The 15,672-nt window shown below is 67.1% G+C and carries 8 protein-coding genes; 4 read left to right on the forward strand and 4 right to left on the reverse strand.

Going from position 1 to position 15,672, the window contains the following annotated elements; translation table 11 throughout:
* The first annotated feature begins 88 nt into the window (after positions 1-88).
* Positions 89-1,972, forward strand: a complete 1,884-nt coding sequence (locus tag K4043_RS15550) for a sigma-54-dependent Fis family transcriptional regulator (protein ID WP_265309864.1) — start codon at positions 89-91, stop codon at positions 1,970-1,972.
* A gap of 19 nt (positions 1,973-1,991) precedes the next feature.
* On the opposite strand, the gene eda is transcribed toward K4043_RS15550, so the two are convergent.
* Positions 1,992-2,630, reverse strand: coding sequence for a bifunctional 4-hydroxy-2-oxoglutarate aldolase/2-dehydro-3-deoxy-phosphogluconate aldolase (eda, locus tag K4043_RS15555; RefSeq protein ID WP_123730966.1), 639 nt, complete (start codon positions 2,628-2,630; stop codon positions 1,992-1,994).
* A complete protein-coding gene (locus K4043_RS15560; RefSeq protein WP_265309865.1) occupies positions 2,617-3,633 on the reverse strand; it encodes a sugar kinase in 1,017 nt (338 codons plus the stop codon). The genes eda and K4043_RS15560 overlap by 14 nt, the downstream gene beginning before the upstream one ends.
* A gap of 271 nt (positions 3,634-3,904) precedes the next feature.
* On the opposite strand from K4043_RS15560, the gene K4043_RS15565 reads away from it, so the two are divergent.
* From K4043_RS15565 to K4043_RS15575, 3 genes are all read left to right on the forward strand, one after another.
* The gene (locus K4043_RS15565) at positions 3,905-6,661 is read left to right on the forward strand and encodes a TonB-dependent receptor (RefSeq protein WP_123730968.1); all 2,757 of its coding nucleotides are present in this window, start codon (positions 3,905-3,907) and stop codon (positions 6,659-6,661) included.
* 263 nt (positions 6,662-6,924) lie between these two features.
* On the forward strand, positions 6,925-10,104 hold the full coding sequence (locus tag K4043_RS15570; protein WP_265309866.1) for a TonB-dependent receptor: 3,180 nt from the start codon (positions 6,925-6,927) through the stop codon (positions 10,102-10,104).
* Between the two features lie 151 nt (positions 10,105-10,255).
* A complete protein-coding gene (locus K4043_RS15575; RefSeq protein ID WP_265309867.1) occupies positions 10,256-14,074 on the forward strand; it encodes a LamG domain-containing protein in 3,819 nt (1,272 codons plus the stop codon).
* 45 nt (positions 14,075-14,119) lie between these two features.
* Here the strand turns inward: K4043_RS15575 and K4043_RS15580 are convergent, their stop codons facing one another.
* Together K4043_RS15580 and K4043_RS15585 are read right to left on the reverse strand one after the other, a co-directional pair.
* Positions 14,120-14,710 (reverse strand): cysteine dioxygenase family protein, encoded by a 591-nt coding sequence (locus tag K4043_RS15580; protein WP_123730970.1) that lies wholly within the window; start codon positions 14,708-14,710, stop codon positions 14,120-14,122.
* Between the two features lie 116 nt (positions 14,711-14,826).
* Complete coding sequence (locus K4043_RS15585) at positions 14,827-15,645, reverse strand: rhamnogalacturonan acetylesterase (RefSeq protein WP_265310025.1); 819 nt, start codon at positions 15,643-15,645, stop codon at positions 14,827-14,829.
* Positions 15,646-15,672 lie beyond the last annotated feature (27 nt).

Here is a 15,672-nt window from a genome sequence, read left to right on the forward strand (position 1 = left end):
CAGGTCATTGCGCGGTAACGCCGGGTGTGGTGTTTATCGGAACAGGCCCCGCTACAACTGTCGCAGATTGCGACACTGGAGAATCCAGGTGTCCCAGCTCCCGCTCCAGCACCGTGTCGGCAATGCGCGACGTTCGTTTTTCGAGCGCGGCGCGGCGCCGGTCGGCAGCGTGCCCGACACCATCCTGCAGTCGTGGCAGCGCTGCCAGCGCGGCGGGCTCTCGGTGGATGCACAGCCGGAGGTCGAGCCGCTGCCGGACGCCCGCCTGCGCGAGCTGCGCCAGCGCCAGGAAACGCTGTGGCGGTTGGCGCGGCCGGAGCTGGATGGCCTGGCTGCCGACATCGCGGCGACCGGCAGCATCGCGCTGCTGACCGACGAAGCCGGTTGGATCCTGGATGCGGAGGGCAACCCGGGTTTCCTCGACAAGGCCGGACGGGTGGCGTTGATGCCAGGCGTGCGTTGGGATGAAACCACGGTGGGCACCAACGCGATCGGCACCGCCATCGTCGAAGGTCGCTCGGTGGAGGTGCGTGGCGGCGAGCATTACTTCGCCCCCCACGCGATCCTGACCTGTTCGGCCACGCCGATCTTCGACCCGTACGGGCAGCGTGTGGGCGTGCTCGACATCTCCGGCGATGCGCGCCAGCAGCACCTGCATGCCCGCGTGCTGGCACGGCAGGCGGTGGCGCATATCGAGCACCGCTACTTCGAGGCGGGACTGGGCGATTGCGAGGTGGTCCGCCTGCATCACGACGCCGGCCTGCTCGGTACCCCGCGCGAAGGCGTGCTGGGCTTCCGCAATGGCCGCCTGGTGGCCGCCAACCGTGCTGGGCTGACCCTGTTCGGGCTGGACCACGGCGACATCGGCAGGGCGTCCTACGAGGCGCTGTTCGATGGTCCGCTCTCGCGGCTGCACGATGATGGCGCGCTGGTTGATCGCCAGGGACGCGCGCTGTACGGCCACGTGAGCCCTGCCGGCGGCGCCACGGTCCGCTCGCCGCTGCCCGCGCGTCCGGCCCCCGCCGCACCCGCGCGAGCCGCCGCCGCAGCGGCGCGGGTGGATACCACGCCCCTGTTCGACGCCGCCCAGCAGCAGGTGCTCGAGCGCGCCTGCCGCGTGCTGGACGCGCAGCTGCCGGTGCTGCTGCAGGGCGAGACCGGCACCGGCAAGGAGGTGTTCGCACGCGAACTGCATCGGCGCAGCACGCGTGCCGACAAACCGTTCGTGGCGGTCAACTGCGCGGCGCTGCCGGAAGGCCTGATCGAAGCCGAGCTGTTCGGCTACGAGGAAGGCGCCTTCACCGGTGCGCGCAAGAGCGGCAATACCGGCCTGCTGCGCCAGGCCCAGGGCGGCGTGCTGTTCCTCGATGAGATCGGCGACATGCCGCTGGCGCTGCAGCCGCGCCTGCTGCGGGTGTTGCAGGAGCGCACGCTGTCACCGCTGGGCGGCGGCAAGCCGGTGCAGCTGGATTTCGCCTTGATCTGCGCCACCCACCGTGATCTCGACGCGGCGATGAGCGCCGGTGACTTCCGCAGCGATCTTTACTACCGCATCGCCGATCACAGCGTGCGTCTGCCCGCCCTGCGCGAGCATGCCGACCGTGCGGCACTGGTGCAGGGCCTGTGGCAACGCCTTGGCCAGGGCCGGCAACTGGAGTCCGCCGCGTTGGCCGCGCTGGCCGGCTACACATGGCCCGGCAATGTGCGGCAGCTGTGCTCGTGCCTGCGCACGCTGGTGGCGCTGAGTGATCCGGGTGAGGTGATCCGGCACGGCATGCTGCCGGCCTATCTGCAGACCGCGCCCGCACCGGCCCTGCCATCCACCGCGGAAGGGTTGGAGGCAATGACCGAAACCGCGATGCGCGATGCGCTGCGCGCCAGTCAGGGCAACGTCGCCCAAGCGGCCCGCGCGCTGGGCATCAGCCGCAGCACGCTGTACCGCCGGGTTGGTGCGACAGCCCGCCGCCACTGAGGCGGCAGGCCGTGCGGGATCAGCCGACCAGCGCCGCCGAATCGCGTGCGAGCTGCTCGATGCCGGCCCAGTCCTTGGCCTGCAGCAGGGCCCGCGTGGTGAGCCAGGAACCGCCCACGCACAGTACGTTGGGCAGGTGCAGGAAATCGCGCGCGGTCTGTGCGCTGATGCCGCCGGTCGGGCAGAACCGCACATCGCCGAACGGGCCGTTCCAGGCCGACAGCATGGCCGCGCCGCCGGCCTGCACCGCCGGGAAGAACTTGAAGGTATCCAGGCCGTGCTCCAGGCCGAGCATCAGCTCCGAGGAGGTCGCCACGCCCGGCAGGAACGGCAGATCGGTATCGCGGGCGGCGGCGTACAGGCGCGCGGTCGCGCCGGGCGACACCGCAAAGCGCCCGCCCACCTGCTTGACCTTCTCCATCTGCGCGGCGGTCAGCACGGTGCCGGCGCCGATCACGGCATCGGGCACCGCTTCGACCATGGCCTGGATCGCGTCCATCGCCATCGGCGTGCGCAGCGTCACTTCGATCACCGGCAGGCCGCCGTTGAACAGTGCCCGCGCGACCTCGACGGCATCCTCGACGCTTTCCGGGGTGAACACCGGAATCACCGGGGCCAGTTTCAGGACTGCGCGTACGCGTGGATCAGCGCCGGACATCGAATCGCTCCTCGCCCGTGAGGGCCATGATGTCAGCCTCGCTGACAGGGTTGAAGTCGCCGGGGATGGAGTGCTTCAGGCAGCCTGCGGCCAGGCCGAAGCGCACGATCGCGTCCGGCGCGAAGCCGCGCATCATGCCATGCAGGATGCCGGCGGCGAAGGCGTCGCCACCGCCGATGCGGTCCACGATGCCAAGCATCTCGCGGGTCGGCGCCACCGCGCGGGTGCCGTCGCGGCCGATCAGCATCGCGCCGAGGGCATGGTTGTCCACACTGTGCGGGGTGCGCTGGGTGCAGGCCATCCACTGCAATCGCGGGAACGCGGCAAAGGCCTGTGCGGCGGCTGCATCGACGCGCTCACGCACGTCGGCCTGCTCGAATTCACCCCCGAGCACCACGCCGATATCGCGGTAGTCAGCGAAGACAAGATCGGCGCAGGCGAACAGTTCGCGCAGGATGCCCGGCGCATCGCCCTGCCAGCGCGCCCACAGCGACGGGCGGAAGTTGCCGTCGAAGGACACCTTCACGCCACGCGCGCACGCCGCGCGTGCCGCGGCCAGCGTCGCCTGGGCCATGGCCGGGTTGAGCGCCGGGCTGACCCCGGACAGGTGCAGCCAGTCGGCACCGGCCAGCAGTGTGTCCCAGTCGTAGTCGGTGGCGCTGCTGGTGGCGAAGGCCGAATCGGCGCGGTCGTAGACCACTTCGCTGGCACGCTGCACGGCGCCGGTGGTCAGGAAGTACAGGCCCATCCGGCCCTCGCTACGGCGAACTGCCGAGGTATCCACGCCATGCCGGCGCAGTTCGCCCACCGCGAACTCGCCCAGCGGGTTCGCCGGCACCGTGCTGACCGCCGCCACCGCATGCCCGAGGTGGGCCAGCGAGACACCGACATTGGCTTCCGCGCCGCCGGCGTGGACCACCAACTGTGGCTGCTGCAGCAGCAGCTCTCGGCCGGGCGCACTCATGCGCAGCAACAACTCTCCGAAACAGACAACACGACTCATGGTCCTGGATCCTTGTGAGGGCCGCAGACGCCGCAGGGACGCACAGCAGCAATGGCTAGCGGTGTCATTCTAGCGATGGACGCCGCCCCGTCCACCTGTCCCCAATGTCGGAAGCATTGTCCTGCAAGCGTCTACGGGACATTGAAAGTCTGCTGCGGTGCAAGATGCCGGATCAGTAACGGGCTGTTAACGTCCGCCCTGACCAGCGGTGTCATTGCACTGACATGTCGTTGGATAGCTGTTTCATGTAGCACCTTGGGAGAGGGAAAACATGCAAGTCCAGAACACGCAGAAAAAGACACCGGTTACCTTGCTGGCATTGTCGATCGGCCTGGCGCTGAGTGGTACCGCGCTGGCCCAGGATGCGGGCACCAACCCCACCGACCTGGATACCGTCACCGTCACCGGCTATCGCGCCAGTGTCGAGAAGGCGCTGGACATCAAGCGCGGCGAAGCCGGCGTGGTCGATGCCATCGTCGCCGAGGACATCGGCAAGTTCCCGGATCTGAACCTGGCCGAATCGCTGCAGCGCATCCCCGGCGTGGTCATCACCCGTGAAGCCGGCGAAGGCCGCAACATCTCGGTGCGTGGCCTCGGCCCGGATTTCACCCGCGTGCGCATCAACGGCATGGAAGCGCTGACCACGGTCGGCGCCGGCGACCAGAGCGGCGGCACCAACCGCGGCCGCGGCTTCGATTTCAACGTGTTCGCCTCGGACCTGTTCTCGCAGCTGCTGGTGCGCAAGACCGCCTCGGCCGATGTCGAGGAAGGCTCGCTGGGCGCTACCGTCGACCTGCGCACCGCGCGCCCGTTCGACTATGACGGCTTCACCTTCGCCGCCAGCGGCCAGGCCGGCTACAACGCAATGGCCGAGAAAGCCGATCCGCGCATGGCCGCGCTGATCTCCAACACCTTCGCCGACGGCACCTTCGGTGCCTTGTTGTCGGTGGCCTATTCCGAGCGCCAGGCGCTGGAAGAAGGCTCCAACACCGGCCGCTGGGCCAACGGCCCGAGCAACGGCAACTTCAATGCGGCCTCGCCGTTCGCCGCGGCGCGTTCGGCCAACGTCTACCACCCGCGCTTCCCGCGCTACGTGCAGATGGAGCATGAGCAGAAGCGCCTGGGCGTGACCGGTACCCTGCAGTGGAAGCCGAGCGACGCCACCGAGTTCTCGCTGGATGCGCTGTACTCCAAGATCGACGCGACCCGCGACGAGCACTACATCGAAGCGATTTCCTTCAGCCGCGGCACCAGCACCACGCCGCGCCTGGTCGGCAAGCCGGCCATGGTCGTCAAGAACGGCGTGATCGAGAACAACGCGCTCGTCTACGGTGAGTTCGACAACGTCGACATCCGCTCGGAAAACCGTCACGACGAGTGGAGCACCGAATTCAAGCAGCTGAGCCTCAACGGCCAGCACCGCTTCGGCGATGATTTCACCTTGTCCGGCAAGCTCGGCATCTCGCGCTCCAAGCACGAGAACCCGGTGCAGACCACGATCATCATGGACAAGTACGACGTCGACAATTACAGCTACGACTACCGGGGCAACAGCCGGTTCCCGACGCTGAACTACGGCATCGACCCGACCAACCCGGCTGGCTGGGAGCTGGCCGAGATCCGTCTGCGCCCGCAGTACGTGGACAATGACTTCGACACCGGCCAGCTGGATTTCAACTGGAACATCAGCCCGGGCTTCCGCCTGAAGGGTGGCGTGCTCGCCAAGGACTACACCTTCAAGACCACCGAGCTGCGTCGCGCCAGCGAACTGGCGGTACCGACCTTCCCGGGTGGCACCCGCATCGTGCCGGTGGACATGACCGAGCAGGCCGGCCTGAAGGGCATCAACGGCAGCCCGTCCAACTGGGTGGTGCCGGATCTGAACGCCATCGCCGATCAGTTCGACATCTACAGCAACAGCGGCATCTTCGCCGTCGCCCCGCGCGCCAACAACGTGCGCAGCGTCGAAGAGAAGGACCGCGGTGCCTACCTGATGGGCGAGTTCTCCACCGAGATCGGCGCGCTGCCGCTGTCGGGTAACGTGGGTGTGCGCTACGTGCGCACCAAGCAGAGCTCCACCGGCCTGTCGACGCTGGCCACCGGTACGGTCTCCACCACCGAGAACCGCACCTACAACGACACCCTGCCCTCGTTCAACCTGGTGGCCGAAGTCAGCCCGGACTTCCTGATCCGCCTCGGCGCGGCCAAGGTGATGAGCCGCCCGGGCCTGGGCAGCCTGACACCTGGCGCAACGGTGGCCGTGGCCGGTGGTGCTCGCACCATCTCCAGCGGCAACCCGGATCTGGAACCGATCCGCGCGACCAACGTCGACCTCGGCTTCGAGTGGTACTTCTCCGAAGGCGCGATGGCCGGTATCGGTCTGTTCTACAAGGACATCGAGAGCTTCGTGCAGACCACCCGCGAAGTGCGCCCGTACTCCGACAGCGGTCTGCCTGCCTCGCTGCTGATCGGCACCGGTGCCTCACCCGCCGATGACTTCACCTACAGCCGCCCGGTCAACACCCCGGGTGGTGAACTGCACGGCGTGGAAGCGAACTACACCCAGCCGTTCACCTTCCTGCCGGGCAAGTGGTCCAACCTCGGCGTGCAGTTGAACTACACCTGGGTGGAATCGCAGATCCAGTACCTCAACGCCGCGGGCCAGCCGGTGATGAAGACCGACCTGACCGGTCTGTCCAAGTCGTCCTGGAACGCCACGCTGTTCTACGAAGGCAAGGTCTTCTCCGGCCGCGTCTCGGCGACCAACCGCGATGACTACCTGACCCAGGCACCGGGTACGGAAACCGGCTTCAACCTCGACGGTTACCACGGCATGACCGGCACCACGGTCATCGATGCCTCGATCCGCTACACGATCAGCGACCAGCTCGAACTGAGCCTGGAAGGCATCAACCTGACCAACGAAGCCTCCGACGAGTGGGTCTACTCGCCGGCGACCGGTCAGCTGCCGCTGCAGTACACCGAAACCGGCCGCCAGTTCCTGCTCGGCGTGCGCTACAAGTTCTGATTCAACGGCAGTACCCACCGGCGGCGTGAGCGATCACGCCGCCGGCTGCGCGCGCGCCGCCGGCGTTGCCATCCACCACCCTCACCCTCCGGGGCACGCTGCTGCGGCGCAAGATGCCGGCGCGTGAAGGGTTTGTTACGTTCTGGATGACCAGCGGTATCACTGCGGCACATGCGCGACAGACGTTCCGGGGAGGCCGGACGTCCATGACTCATCTACATCACGGTCGCATGGCGGCGAACCCTGGGAGGGGCTTACACACGATGGAACGACTCACCACCCGTAAAAAGACACCGGTTACCTTGCTCGCGGTCTCGATCGCCTTCGCGCTGCAGAGCGCAGCCGGCATCGCCGCGGCCCAGCAGACGCCCGAAGCGGCCGCCTCGCTCAACGCAGTGGATCTGGACAAGGTCGAGGTCAAGGCGACCTACCGCGAAAGCCTGCAGCAGTCGCTGGATGAAAAACGCTACAGCGTCGAACAGGTCGATGCGATCTACGCCGAAGACATCGGCAAATTCCCGGATCTGAACCTGGCCGAGTCGATGCAGCGCATCGCCGGCGTCTCGATCGATCGCGAAGGTGGCGAAGGCCAGCAGATCTCCGTGCGCGGCCTGGGCTCGGATTTCACCCGCGTGCGCATCAACGGTCTGGAAGCGCTGTCCACCGCCGGCAGCGGCACCACCGGCGTCAACCGCAGCCGCGGCTTCGACTTCAATACCTTCGCTTCGGAGCTGTTCAGCCGGGTCAAGATCAACAAGACCCAGTCGGCGCAGACCGACGAGGGCTCGCTTGGTGCCACGGTCGATCTGCGCGGTTCGCGCCCGTTCGATTTCGAGGGCTTCCAGGCCTCGCTCGGTGGCCAGTATGGTTACAACGAGCTTTCAAAGAACAAGGACCCGCGCATCTCCGGGCTGATCAGCAACACTTGGGCCGACGGCCGGGTGGGCGCGTTGATGTCGGTGGCCTACAGCAAGCGCACCATCTTCGAGGAAGGCTACAACCCGGTCCGCTGGGAGCACGGCAACTACCGCAACTCCAACCAGAGCACCGCGGCCAACAACGGTACCTACGGCTTCTGCAGCCCGGCCGGCTACAACCCGCAGACCCCGCGCAATCCGCTGGCCAATGAGACCGCCGCGGGTGTCGGCAGCGCCGCCAACCAGGCGCGCAGCAACGGCTGGGGCAGCTACGGCATCAGCGCGACCCACTGCGGCCCCGGCCTGCTCCGCCCGACGGCGACGGCCGCGAACATCGACGCCTACGAGACCGCGACCAACGCCTGGATTCCGCGTTACCCGCGCTACATCCGCACCGAACACGAGATCGAGCGCCTGGGCGTCACCGGCGCGCTGCAGTTCAAGGTCAGCGACGACACGCAGCTGAACCTGGACATGCTGTACTCCAAGCTCGACAAGAACGTGCGCGAAGATTCCATCGGCGCCAACCTGCACCGCACCGCGCAGTACGGCGGCAAGACCCAGATCGTGGTCCGCGAGGCGCAGGCCGATGAACAGAACCGCCTGACCTACGGCGTGTTCGACAACGTGGACTTCCGCACCGAATCCACCGCGATCGAAGAGAGCACCGAGTTCAAGCAGTTCAGCCTGAACCTGGAACACCGCTTCAACGACGCGGTGCGCCTGGATGCGGTGGTCGGTCACTCCGAGTCGAACTACGAGCGGCCGATCTTCTCGATGGTCAGCTTCGACAACAGCAACCTGGATGGCTTCGTGCTGGACATGCGCAACGGCAAGGTGCCGGCGATGTCCTTCCCGTTCGATCTCAACGCCGTGGACAACTGGAAGTGGCTGGGCTACGGCAGCACGCCGGTCAATGCCAACGGCACGGCGCGTGGCGGCAACATCAGCGAAGTGCGTTTGAACCCGCAGTACGTCGACAACGCCTTCGACACGGCCAAGGTCGACCTCACGTTCAACATCAATCCCACCTTCACCCTGCGCGGCGGTCTGGCCTACAAGGACTACGACATGAGCACGCAGGAGTACCGCAACATCAGCTACGGGCGCCTGTCGCAGGCACTGCCGGCCGGTGTGGGCGTGGGCGACCTGAGCGACACGCTGAGCGGCTTCGGCAAGGGCATGGACGGCAACCTGCCCAACGCCTGGCTGGTGCCGGACTTCAACCAGATCGCCAAGCTGCTGGACATCTACTGCAACTGCAACACCGGCACGCTCGGCGGTGACTACCGCCTGGCCAGCGTCGGTCACTTCGGGGCGTCCAACAACAACTTCGACGTCAACGAGAAGAGCTACGGCAGCTACCTGCAGCTGGACTTCAACACCGACCTGCTGGGCCGCGCGTTCCGCGGCAACCTGGGCGTGCGCTACGTGCAGACCCGCATCACCGCCGATGGCTATGCGCCGTGTACCGCCACCAACGCGAACGATCTGTCCTCGGCGTGCGAACCGTTCTTCGGGGTGGCCAGCGCCACCGCCGATCCGGGCGAGCGCCTGCAGGTCGGCACCCGGGTCGGCCACAAGTACGACGACTGGCTGCCCTCGTTGAACCTGGCCTGGGACCTGAGCGACACCTTCGTGCTGCGCTTCGGCGCGGCCAAGACCATGGCCCGCCCGACCCTGTCCAACCTGTCGCCGAGCGTCAGCGGTGGTCCCACCGCCTACTTCGATGATGACCGCAGCTACTCGATCAACCTGGGCAACCCCAAGCTCGATCCGTTCCGCTCGACCAACTACGACCTGAGCGCGGAGTGGTACTTCGACGAAGGCGCGCTGCTGTCGGCCGCGGTGTTCTACAAGGACATCGAGAGCTACGTGCAGCGCACCCGCCTGCTCACCACCTGGGCGGACATGGGCTACTCGCTGGACCTGCTGCCGACCGGCTTCAGCCCGGACACCGTGTTCAACGTGCAGAGCTACTTCAACACCCCGGGCGGCCCGCTCAAGGGCTATGAGGTGTCCTACCAGCAGCCCTTCAGCTTCCTGCCCGGCTTCTGGAAGAACTTCGGCGTGCAGCTGAACTACACGCACGTCGAGTCCAAGATCAAGTACATGTTCAGCTCCGGAACCGGCAGCACGATCGTCACCACGTACACCGAGAACGACCTGCTGAACCTCTCGCCGAACTCGTACAACGCCACGCTGTACTACGACGACGGCCGTTTCAGCGCCCGCGTCTCCACCAGCTACCGCGACGCTTACATCAGCACCATCCTGTCGCAGGAGAACGTGTGGGACCTGGACGGCAACCAGTTCGCCACGGCCGATGTGCAGGGCAAGTACAGCGTGGAGAACGTGGATTTCAACATGTCCTACAAGGTCAACAAGAATCTCTCGCTGACCTTCGAGGCGATCAACCTGCTCGACACCGCCGATGAGCGCTATGTCGATTCGGCGTTGTCGCTGCCGGACCGCTACACCCACACCGGCCGCCAGTACTACCTCGGCCTGCGCTACAAGTTCTGACCGTGCTGCGCCTTCCGCCACCGCTATCGCGCCCGTCCCCGTCCTTCTCTCCGGGATGGCGGGCGCGGTGCCGGGGCGGGAGGCCACCGTGAGCGGCTGACCTCCGCTGCTGGTTCCGCTGTACTGTTTCTGCTGTCGAAAGGAAGGTCTCATGCATCGCGTTGTCGCCGCCTCGATCCGCCCCTCCCGCCTGTCCGCCAGCCTGCTGGCGCTGCTGCTCGCGGGCAGTGGCACCGCCTGGGCGCAGACCGCGCCGCAGCTGCTGTTCCACGTGTCGGCCGACCAGAGTCTGCAGGCCGATACCGCCGCGGGTGATCCGGTCCCGAATTTCCAGGACAAGGTGAAGCGGGTGCCCAACGGCGCGCACGGCAGCGCGATCGAATGGGCCGATGACGGCGTGTTGTCGTGGAACGCACCGGGCAACATCCAGGCCCAGCGCGGCACACTCGGCTTCTTCTGGCGCTCGCGGTATGCGGTGGGTGAAGCGCCGTTCGTGATCTTCCGGGTTGGCTATGCCGACCACAGCAGCTGGGACATGGCCTGGCTGCGCATCGACTGGAATGGCCACGGCTTCGATGCCTTTGTCACCGATGCCAACCTGGCGCGCACGCGCGTGTCGTTCAAACTCGACCAGAACCCCTCGCCCCAACAGTGGCAGCACATCGCCTTCGGCTGGGATGAGAACCACGGCGTACGGCTGTACGTGGATGGCAAGGAGGTCGCCCGCCAGGAGACCACCGCCGACTACGACGCCGCACTCGATCAGCTCGGCCTGGCCGGTCGCGTGATGGCGCCCTACCAGGTGCAGAGCCGCTACAACTTCCTGCGCGGCAGCGATTTCGACGAGATCCGCGTCTATGACCGCCTGCTCGACCCGGCCGGCATGGCCGCGCTGGCCCGCAACGCGGCCCCCCGCACTGCAGTGGCTGAGCCGGACCCGATGCGCGCCTGGCGCCATCGCCACGGCTGGGACGCTGCGCCGCCGCCGGCGCTGACCGCGCCGACCACCACGATCCGCAAGATCGAGTTCGCCGATACCAAGGACCACAAGCAGTGGATGTGGAAGGCGACCGACGGCATCGCCGAGACCACCTGGCCTGGCGTGTACAACCGCTCGCGGCTGGCCGGGCGCGATGATTACTTCCAGCTGCCCGATTGGAATACGTACGTCGACGGTGGCCAGCAGCTCGACCTGACCCTGCCGGCCGGCGAGACCGTCAACCGCATCGAAGTACGCGGCGCCGCCTTCGGCGGGTTGAGCCACAGCGTGGACGGCCAGCCAGCGCAGGCGCTGTTCGAGCGTCCGCAGGGTGTGGTGCGCAGCGTCAACCCGATTCCCGCGAAGGACGGTGGCGTGCTGCATTTCCGCAACACGGCGCAGGAAACCCCGATCCAGGAGATCTGGGCCTACCAGGTAAGCGATGCCGCCGAGCCGGAGGGCACGGTCAAGCAGCGTTACCTGATCGACAGCCAGGCCCTGCCGGACTACACCAACATCGCCGCGCTGCGCGAGTACATCGACGGCCGCTACCCGGCGGCCGAACGCAGCACGGTGATGGCGCTGCCCAAGGGTGCCGGCTCACGCAAGCGCACGGCCGACACGCTGCCCGCGCAGCCGATGCCGATCGTGCACGTGCTGATTCCCTCCGGCGTGAGCGACGCACCGGCCGCGCAGCCGCTGATCCGCAGCTGGGCGCACAGCTGGGAGAACATGTATGACGGCCTGGACGGCATCGCGATCGATCTGCCCAAGCTGGACCTGCCGGCGACCCATGACGGCCTGATCCCGCTCAACATCCGCATCAAGGACCCGCTGTGGCCGGCGCGCGACATGATCGACGTGTCGGTTTCGGTCAAGCCGGGCCAGAAGCGCACGCTGTGGCTGGACCTGCGCGATCGCATCCTGACCGCCGACAGCCTGTGGATCTCCGTCGCGTCGGCCGCACCGGGGTTCAATGCCACCTCGCTGGACGGCGCAGAAATCCGCATGGTCTACAAGGACCGCGACGAGGCGAAGAAAGAACACATCGCCGACCGCTTCAACCAGGTGCGCGACAACTGGGGCTTCCTGGTCGAAGAGCACACCACCTCCAAGCGCCAGCGTCTGTACGCGCGCGTGTATGCCGATCTCAGTGATCTGCTGCGGGTGGACCCGGACCACGAGCTCGGCCGCCTGTACTGGAACTACATCAGCTACAACAGCCAGGGCAAACCGCCGTTCACCCAGCCCGAGGCGCCCAAGGACGTACCGCTGTGGGCGTTCCGGCAGACCGAAGACCTCACCTACGTGCGCCGCTTCATCGAGTGGTGGATCGACCATCGGCAGATCGCCTACGGTGATTTCGGCGGCGGCATTTCCGACGATTCCGATCTGACCCAGCAGTGGCCCGGTCTTGCGCTGATGGGCGTGCAGCCGGACAAGCTCAATGCCTCGCTGACCGCGCTGTCCGATGCGGTGTACCGCAATGGCATGTTCAGCAACGGCTTGAGCACCATCGAAACCGATGAGCTGCACGCCTACGAGGAAGGCATCAACACCAACAGCGCGATGCTCTACCTCAACTGGGGCGATCCGCTCACCGTCGAGCGCCTGATGGAGACGGTGAAGGCCTTCGACGAGCGCATCATCCTGCCCAACCCGCAGGGCCATCTGCTGTTCTCCAGCAACTGGTTCGGCGGCAACAAGGTCTACCGCGAACCGAACTGGCAATGGCAGAAGCCGTATTCCTTCCCGGTGCTGCACCCAGCGTTCCTGATCGGCCAGTACAACGCCGATCCGACCGGCCGCAAGCTGGTCACCGGTCTGGCCGATGGCTACCTCGCCCACGCCTACACCGACGACAAGGGCCGCTGGGCACTGCCGAACGAGATCAACTGGGCCACCGGCAAGACCCGTGGCGGCGAGCTCAACAACGGCTCGGGCAGCGGCGACATCATGCACACCTTCTGGGCGGCATGGCGCTGGACCGGCGATGACAAGTACCTCAAGGCCTTGGACTACCGCGTCGAGCGGGGTGGCCCGGGCGCTTTGTCCAACCTGGGCGAGAACTATGTCGAGGCCCTCGGCCGCGGCGCCGAGTGGAACCCGCGCTTCATCAGCGATGCCGACGGCGGCAGCACCGGCTTCGCCAGCCTGATGGCGTGGCAGGCCACCGGCGACAAGAAGTACCTGGAGGCGCTGCATGCCGATGGCATCCAGGCCAAGGCGCAGCGCGAATACATGAACACCGAAGGCCACTGGTGGTCCGACCGTGTCGAAGCGCCGAGCGAGTTCCTGCAGCGTGCGCGCCTGGGCGGCATCGCGCTGAAGCGAAACCAGAGCTGGCCGGGCCACACCGTCAGCTGGCGCTTCGTCCAGCCGGAGGCGGCCGAGCAGGTCGCGCTGCTGGTACATGCACCCTCGCCGGACCGCTTCAAGGTGATCGCCTACAACCTGGGCAAGCACGCAGTGGATGCGGAGATGAGCACCTGGAACGTCACCGCCGGGCAATGGCGGATGACCAGCGGGGTGGACCGCGACGGCGATGACACCATCGACGGCAAGGCCACCACGCGTGAGCTCACCCTGGAGCGCAGTGCCTCGACCACGCTGCGGTTCGTGCCGGGCCAGAGCCAAGTGTTCGAGTTCGAGCTGGTGCAGGCCGGCACGCCGGTCGAACAGCGTGCCGACCTCGGCATCGGGCGCGGCGATGTGCGTGTGGACGGGCGTCAGGTGCAGGTGACCGTGCACAGCCTGGGCCATGTCGCGACCGGTGTGGGCGCGGCGGTGCTGGAAGACGCCAAGGGCCGTGAGCTGGCCCGCGTCGAGATCCCCAGCCTGGCCGCGCCAAGCGATCTGGTGCCGAAGACCACGACCGTCAACCTGCCGCTGCCGGCTGGGGATCAGCGTGGCCTGCGCGTGCGTGTCATGCAGGCCGATGGTGCGGCGGAAGTGACCCAGCGCAACAACGTGGTGGCGCTCGACCAGTAGCGCCATGCCATGCAGGGCTGCTGTCGCGCCGGCACCCCGCCGGCGCTAGGCCGCGTCGGTTTCCATCACCTGCACGCGGCGTTGGTACCAGCCGTCGGCCTCGGGCTCGAAGACGGCGCTGCGGGTCATCTCGCCCTGATAGACGTGCACCGAGATCGCCAGCTCATCGTCGCTGGTGTTGCGGATGGTGTGGTACTCGTGCGGCGGGATCAGGCTGCCGGCACTGCCGCAGTCGCCCAGCACGGGTGGCTCCGGGCGGAAACGAAAACGCTCGCCGTCGCGCTCCAGCAGCTGGTACTGGGTGATCTCCAGCTGGCCCAGCCAGACCCCCTCCACGCACCACAGCCCGCTGTGGTCGTGCAGCGGCGTGCCCTGCCCCGGCCCCCAGCTCATCGCGACGATGCTGTAGCCGTGCACCGGGCTGCGGTACAGCTCGCGGCGGGCGTAGTGATCCTCGATCGGATGGTGCACGCAGGCCGGCAGCTGGATGCGGCTGTCGGCGATCGCTTCGCGCAACGCCGCGCGCAGCGTTGCGGCGATCTGGTGCGCGTGCTCGTGCTGGACGGCATGGTCGACGGCGGCGATCAATCGATCACGGCCATGGAACGGAGGAAACGGGTTGCATTGCTCTTGCATACCCCGAGTCTAGGCGATCCCGGTGAACAGCGTGTTTGACCTGAATCACATCCAATCGACCCACAATCCCCGACGTAGCAATCCATTCGCGAGTGTTCGAATGGTCTTCCTATCGATCAGGGAATCAGCATCGGCCGCAACGACGGGACCTGCCGGGCCAGTTCCTCGGTGACCAGCGTGGCAAACAGCGCCGCGCCATCCGGGCCCAGGTGGGTGTAATCGAAGGCGACCTTGGCTTGCCCCATGGGCTCGGTGACGGCGTTGTTCTGCGCAGCCGGTACGCCAGCCACGGGCGCTGCGCCCACAGTCGTGCCGCCCAGCGCCGCGCTGACCTGGGCGGGCGTGGCGGCCGCCTGCGCCAGCGGCATCGAAGCCACCGGCCCCAGTGCCTGCACCACCGCGCGGCTGCGCGCGTGCAGATCGACCAGCGGGACCTTCATCTCGCGCGCCACGGTCCGCACCGCCTCGGCCCACGGCGCCAGGTCATCGATCAGCACGCCATCGGCGAACTGGCGGCGGGTCAACGGGGTCAGCAGCACCGGCTGCGCACCGGCGGCACGGATCTCATGCACATAGCGGCGCAGATTGTCCGGGAACTCGCGCTGCAGATCGGTGGAACGGCCCGGCTTGCCGGGCTGGTCGTTGTGGCCGAACTGGACCAGCACCCAGGTGGTGGCATAGCCGGGCGTGCGCATCTCCGCGTCGGCCAACGCCCACGAGCCTTCGGCCCGGTAGTTGTAAGTGCTGCGGCCGCCACGGGCCAGGTTGGTGCAGGTCAGGAACGAGGTCACGTGCCGTGCGCAGAACGCCGGGCCCCAGCCGCCCTGCACGGCCGTGGTGGAATCACCGACCAGCACGATCTTGCTGGCCCGGATCGGGGTCGGTGCCGGGCGGTCCATCACCGCCGGATCCACGGCGGCCTGCGCCGCGCTCATCAGGCCGAACAGCGCGCTGCCCAGCAG

The sequence above is a fragment of the Stenotrophomonas sp. SRS1 genome, assembly GCF_026130205.1.
In the GTDB taxonomy this organism is placed as follows: domain Bacteria; phylum Pseudomonadota; class Gammaproteobacteria; order Xanthomonadales; family Xanthomonadaceae; genus Stenotrophomonas; species Stenotrophomonas rhizophila_B.

Coding starts and splice junctions, on each gene's coding strand:
- K4043_RS15560 (WP_265309865.1), bottom strand. CDS start 3,633: ATGAGTCGTGTTGTCTGTTTCGGAGAGTTGTTGCTGCGCATGAGTGCG.
- K4043_RS15585 (WP_265310025.1), bottom strand. CDS start 15,645: ATGAGCGCGGCGCAGGCCGCCGTGGATCCGGCGGTGATGGACCGCCCG.
- K4043_RS15565 (WP_123730968.1), top strand. CDS start 3,905: ATGCAAGTCCAGAACACGCAGAAAAAGACACCGGTTACCTTGCTGGCA.
- K4043_RS15580 (WP_123730970.1), bottom strand. CDS start 14,710: ATGCAAGAGCAATGCAACCCGTTTCCTCCGTTCCATGGCCGTGATCGA.
- eda (WP_123730966.1), bottom strand. CDS start 2,630: ATGTCCGGCGCTGATCCACGCGTACGCGCAGTCCTGAAACTGGCCCCG.
- K4043_RS15575 (WP_265309867.1), top strand. CDS start 10,256: ATGCATCGCGTTGTCGCCGCCTCGATCCGCCCCTCCCGCCTGTCCGCC.
- K4043_RS15570 (WP_265309866.1), top strand. CDS start 6,925: ATGGAACGACTCACCACCCGTAAAAAGACACCGGTTACCTTGCTCGCG.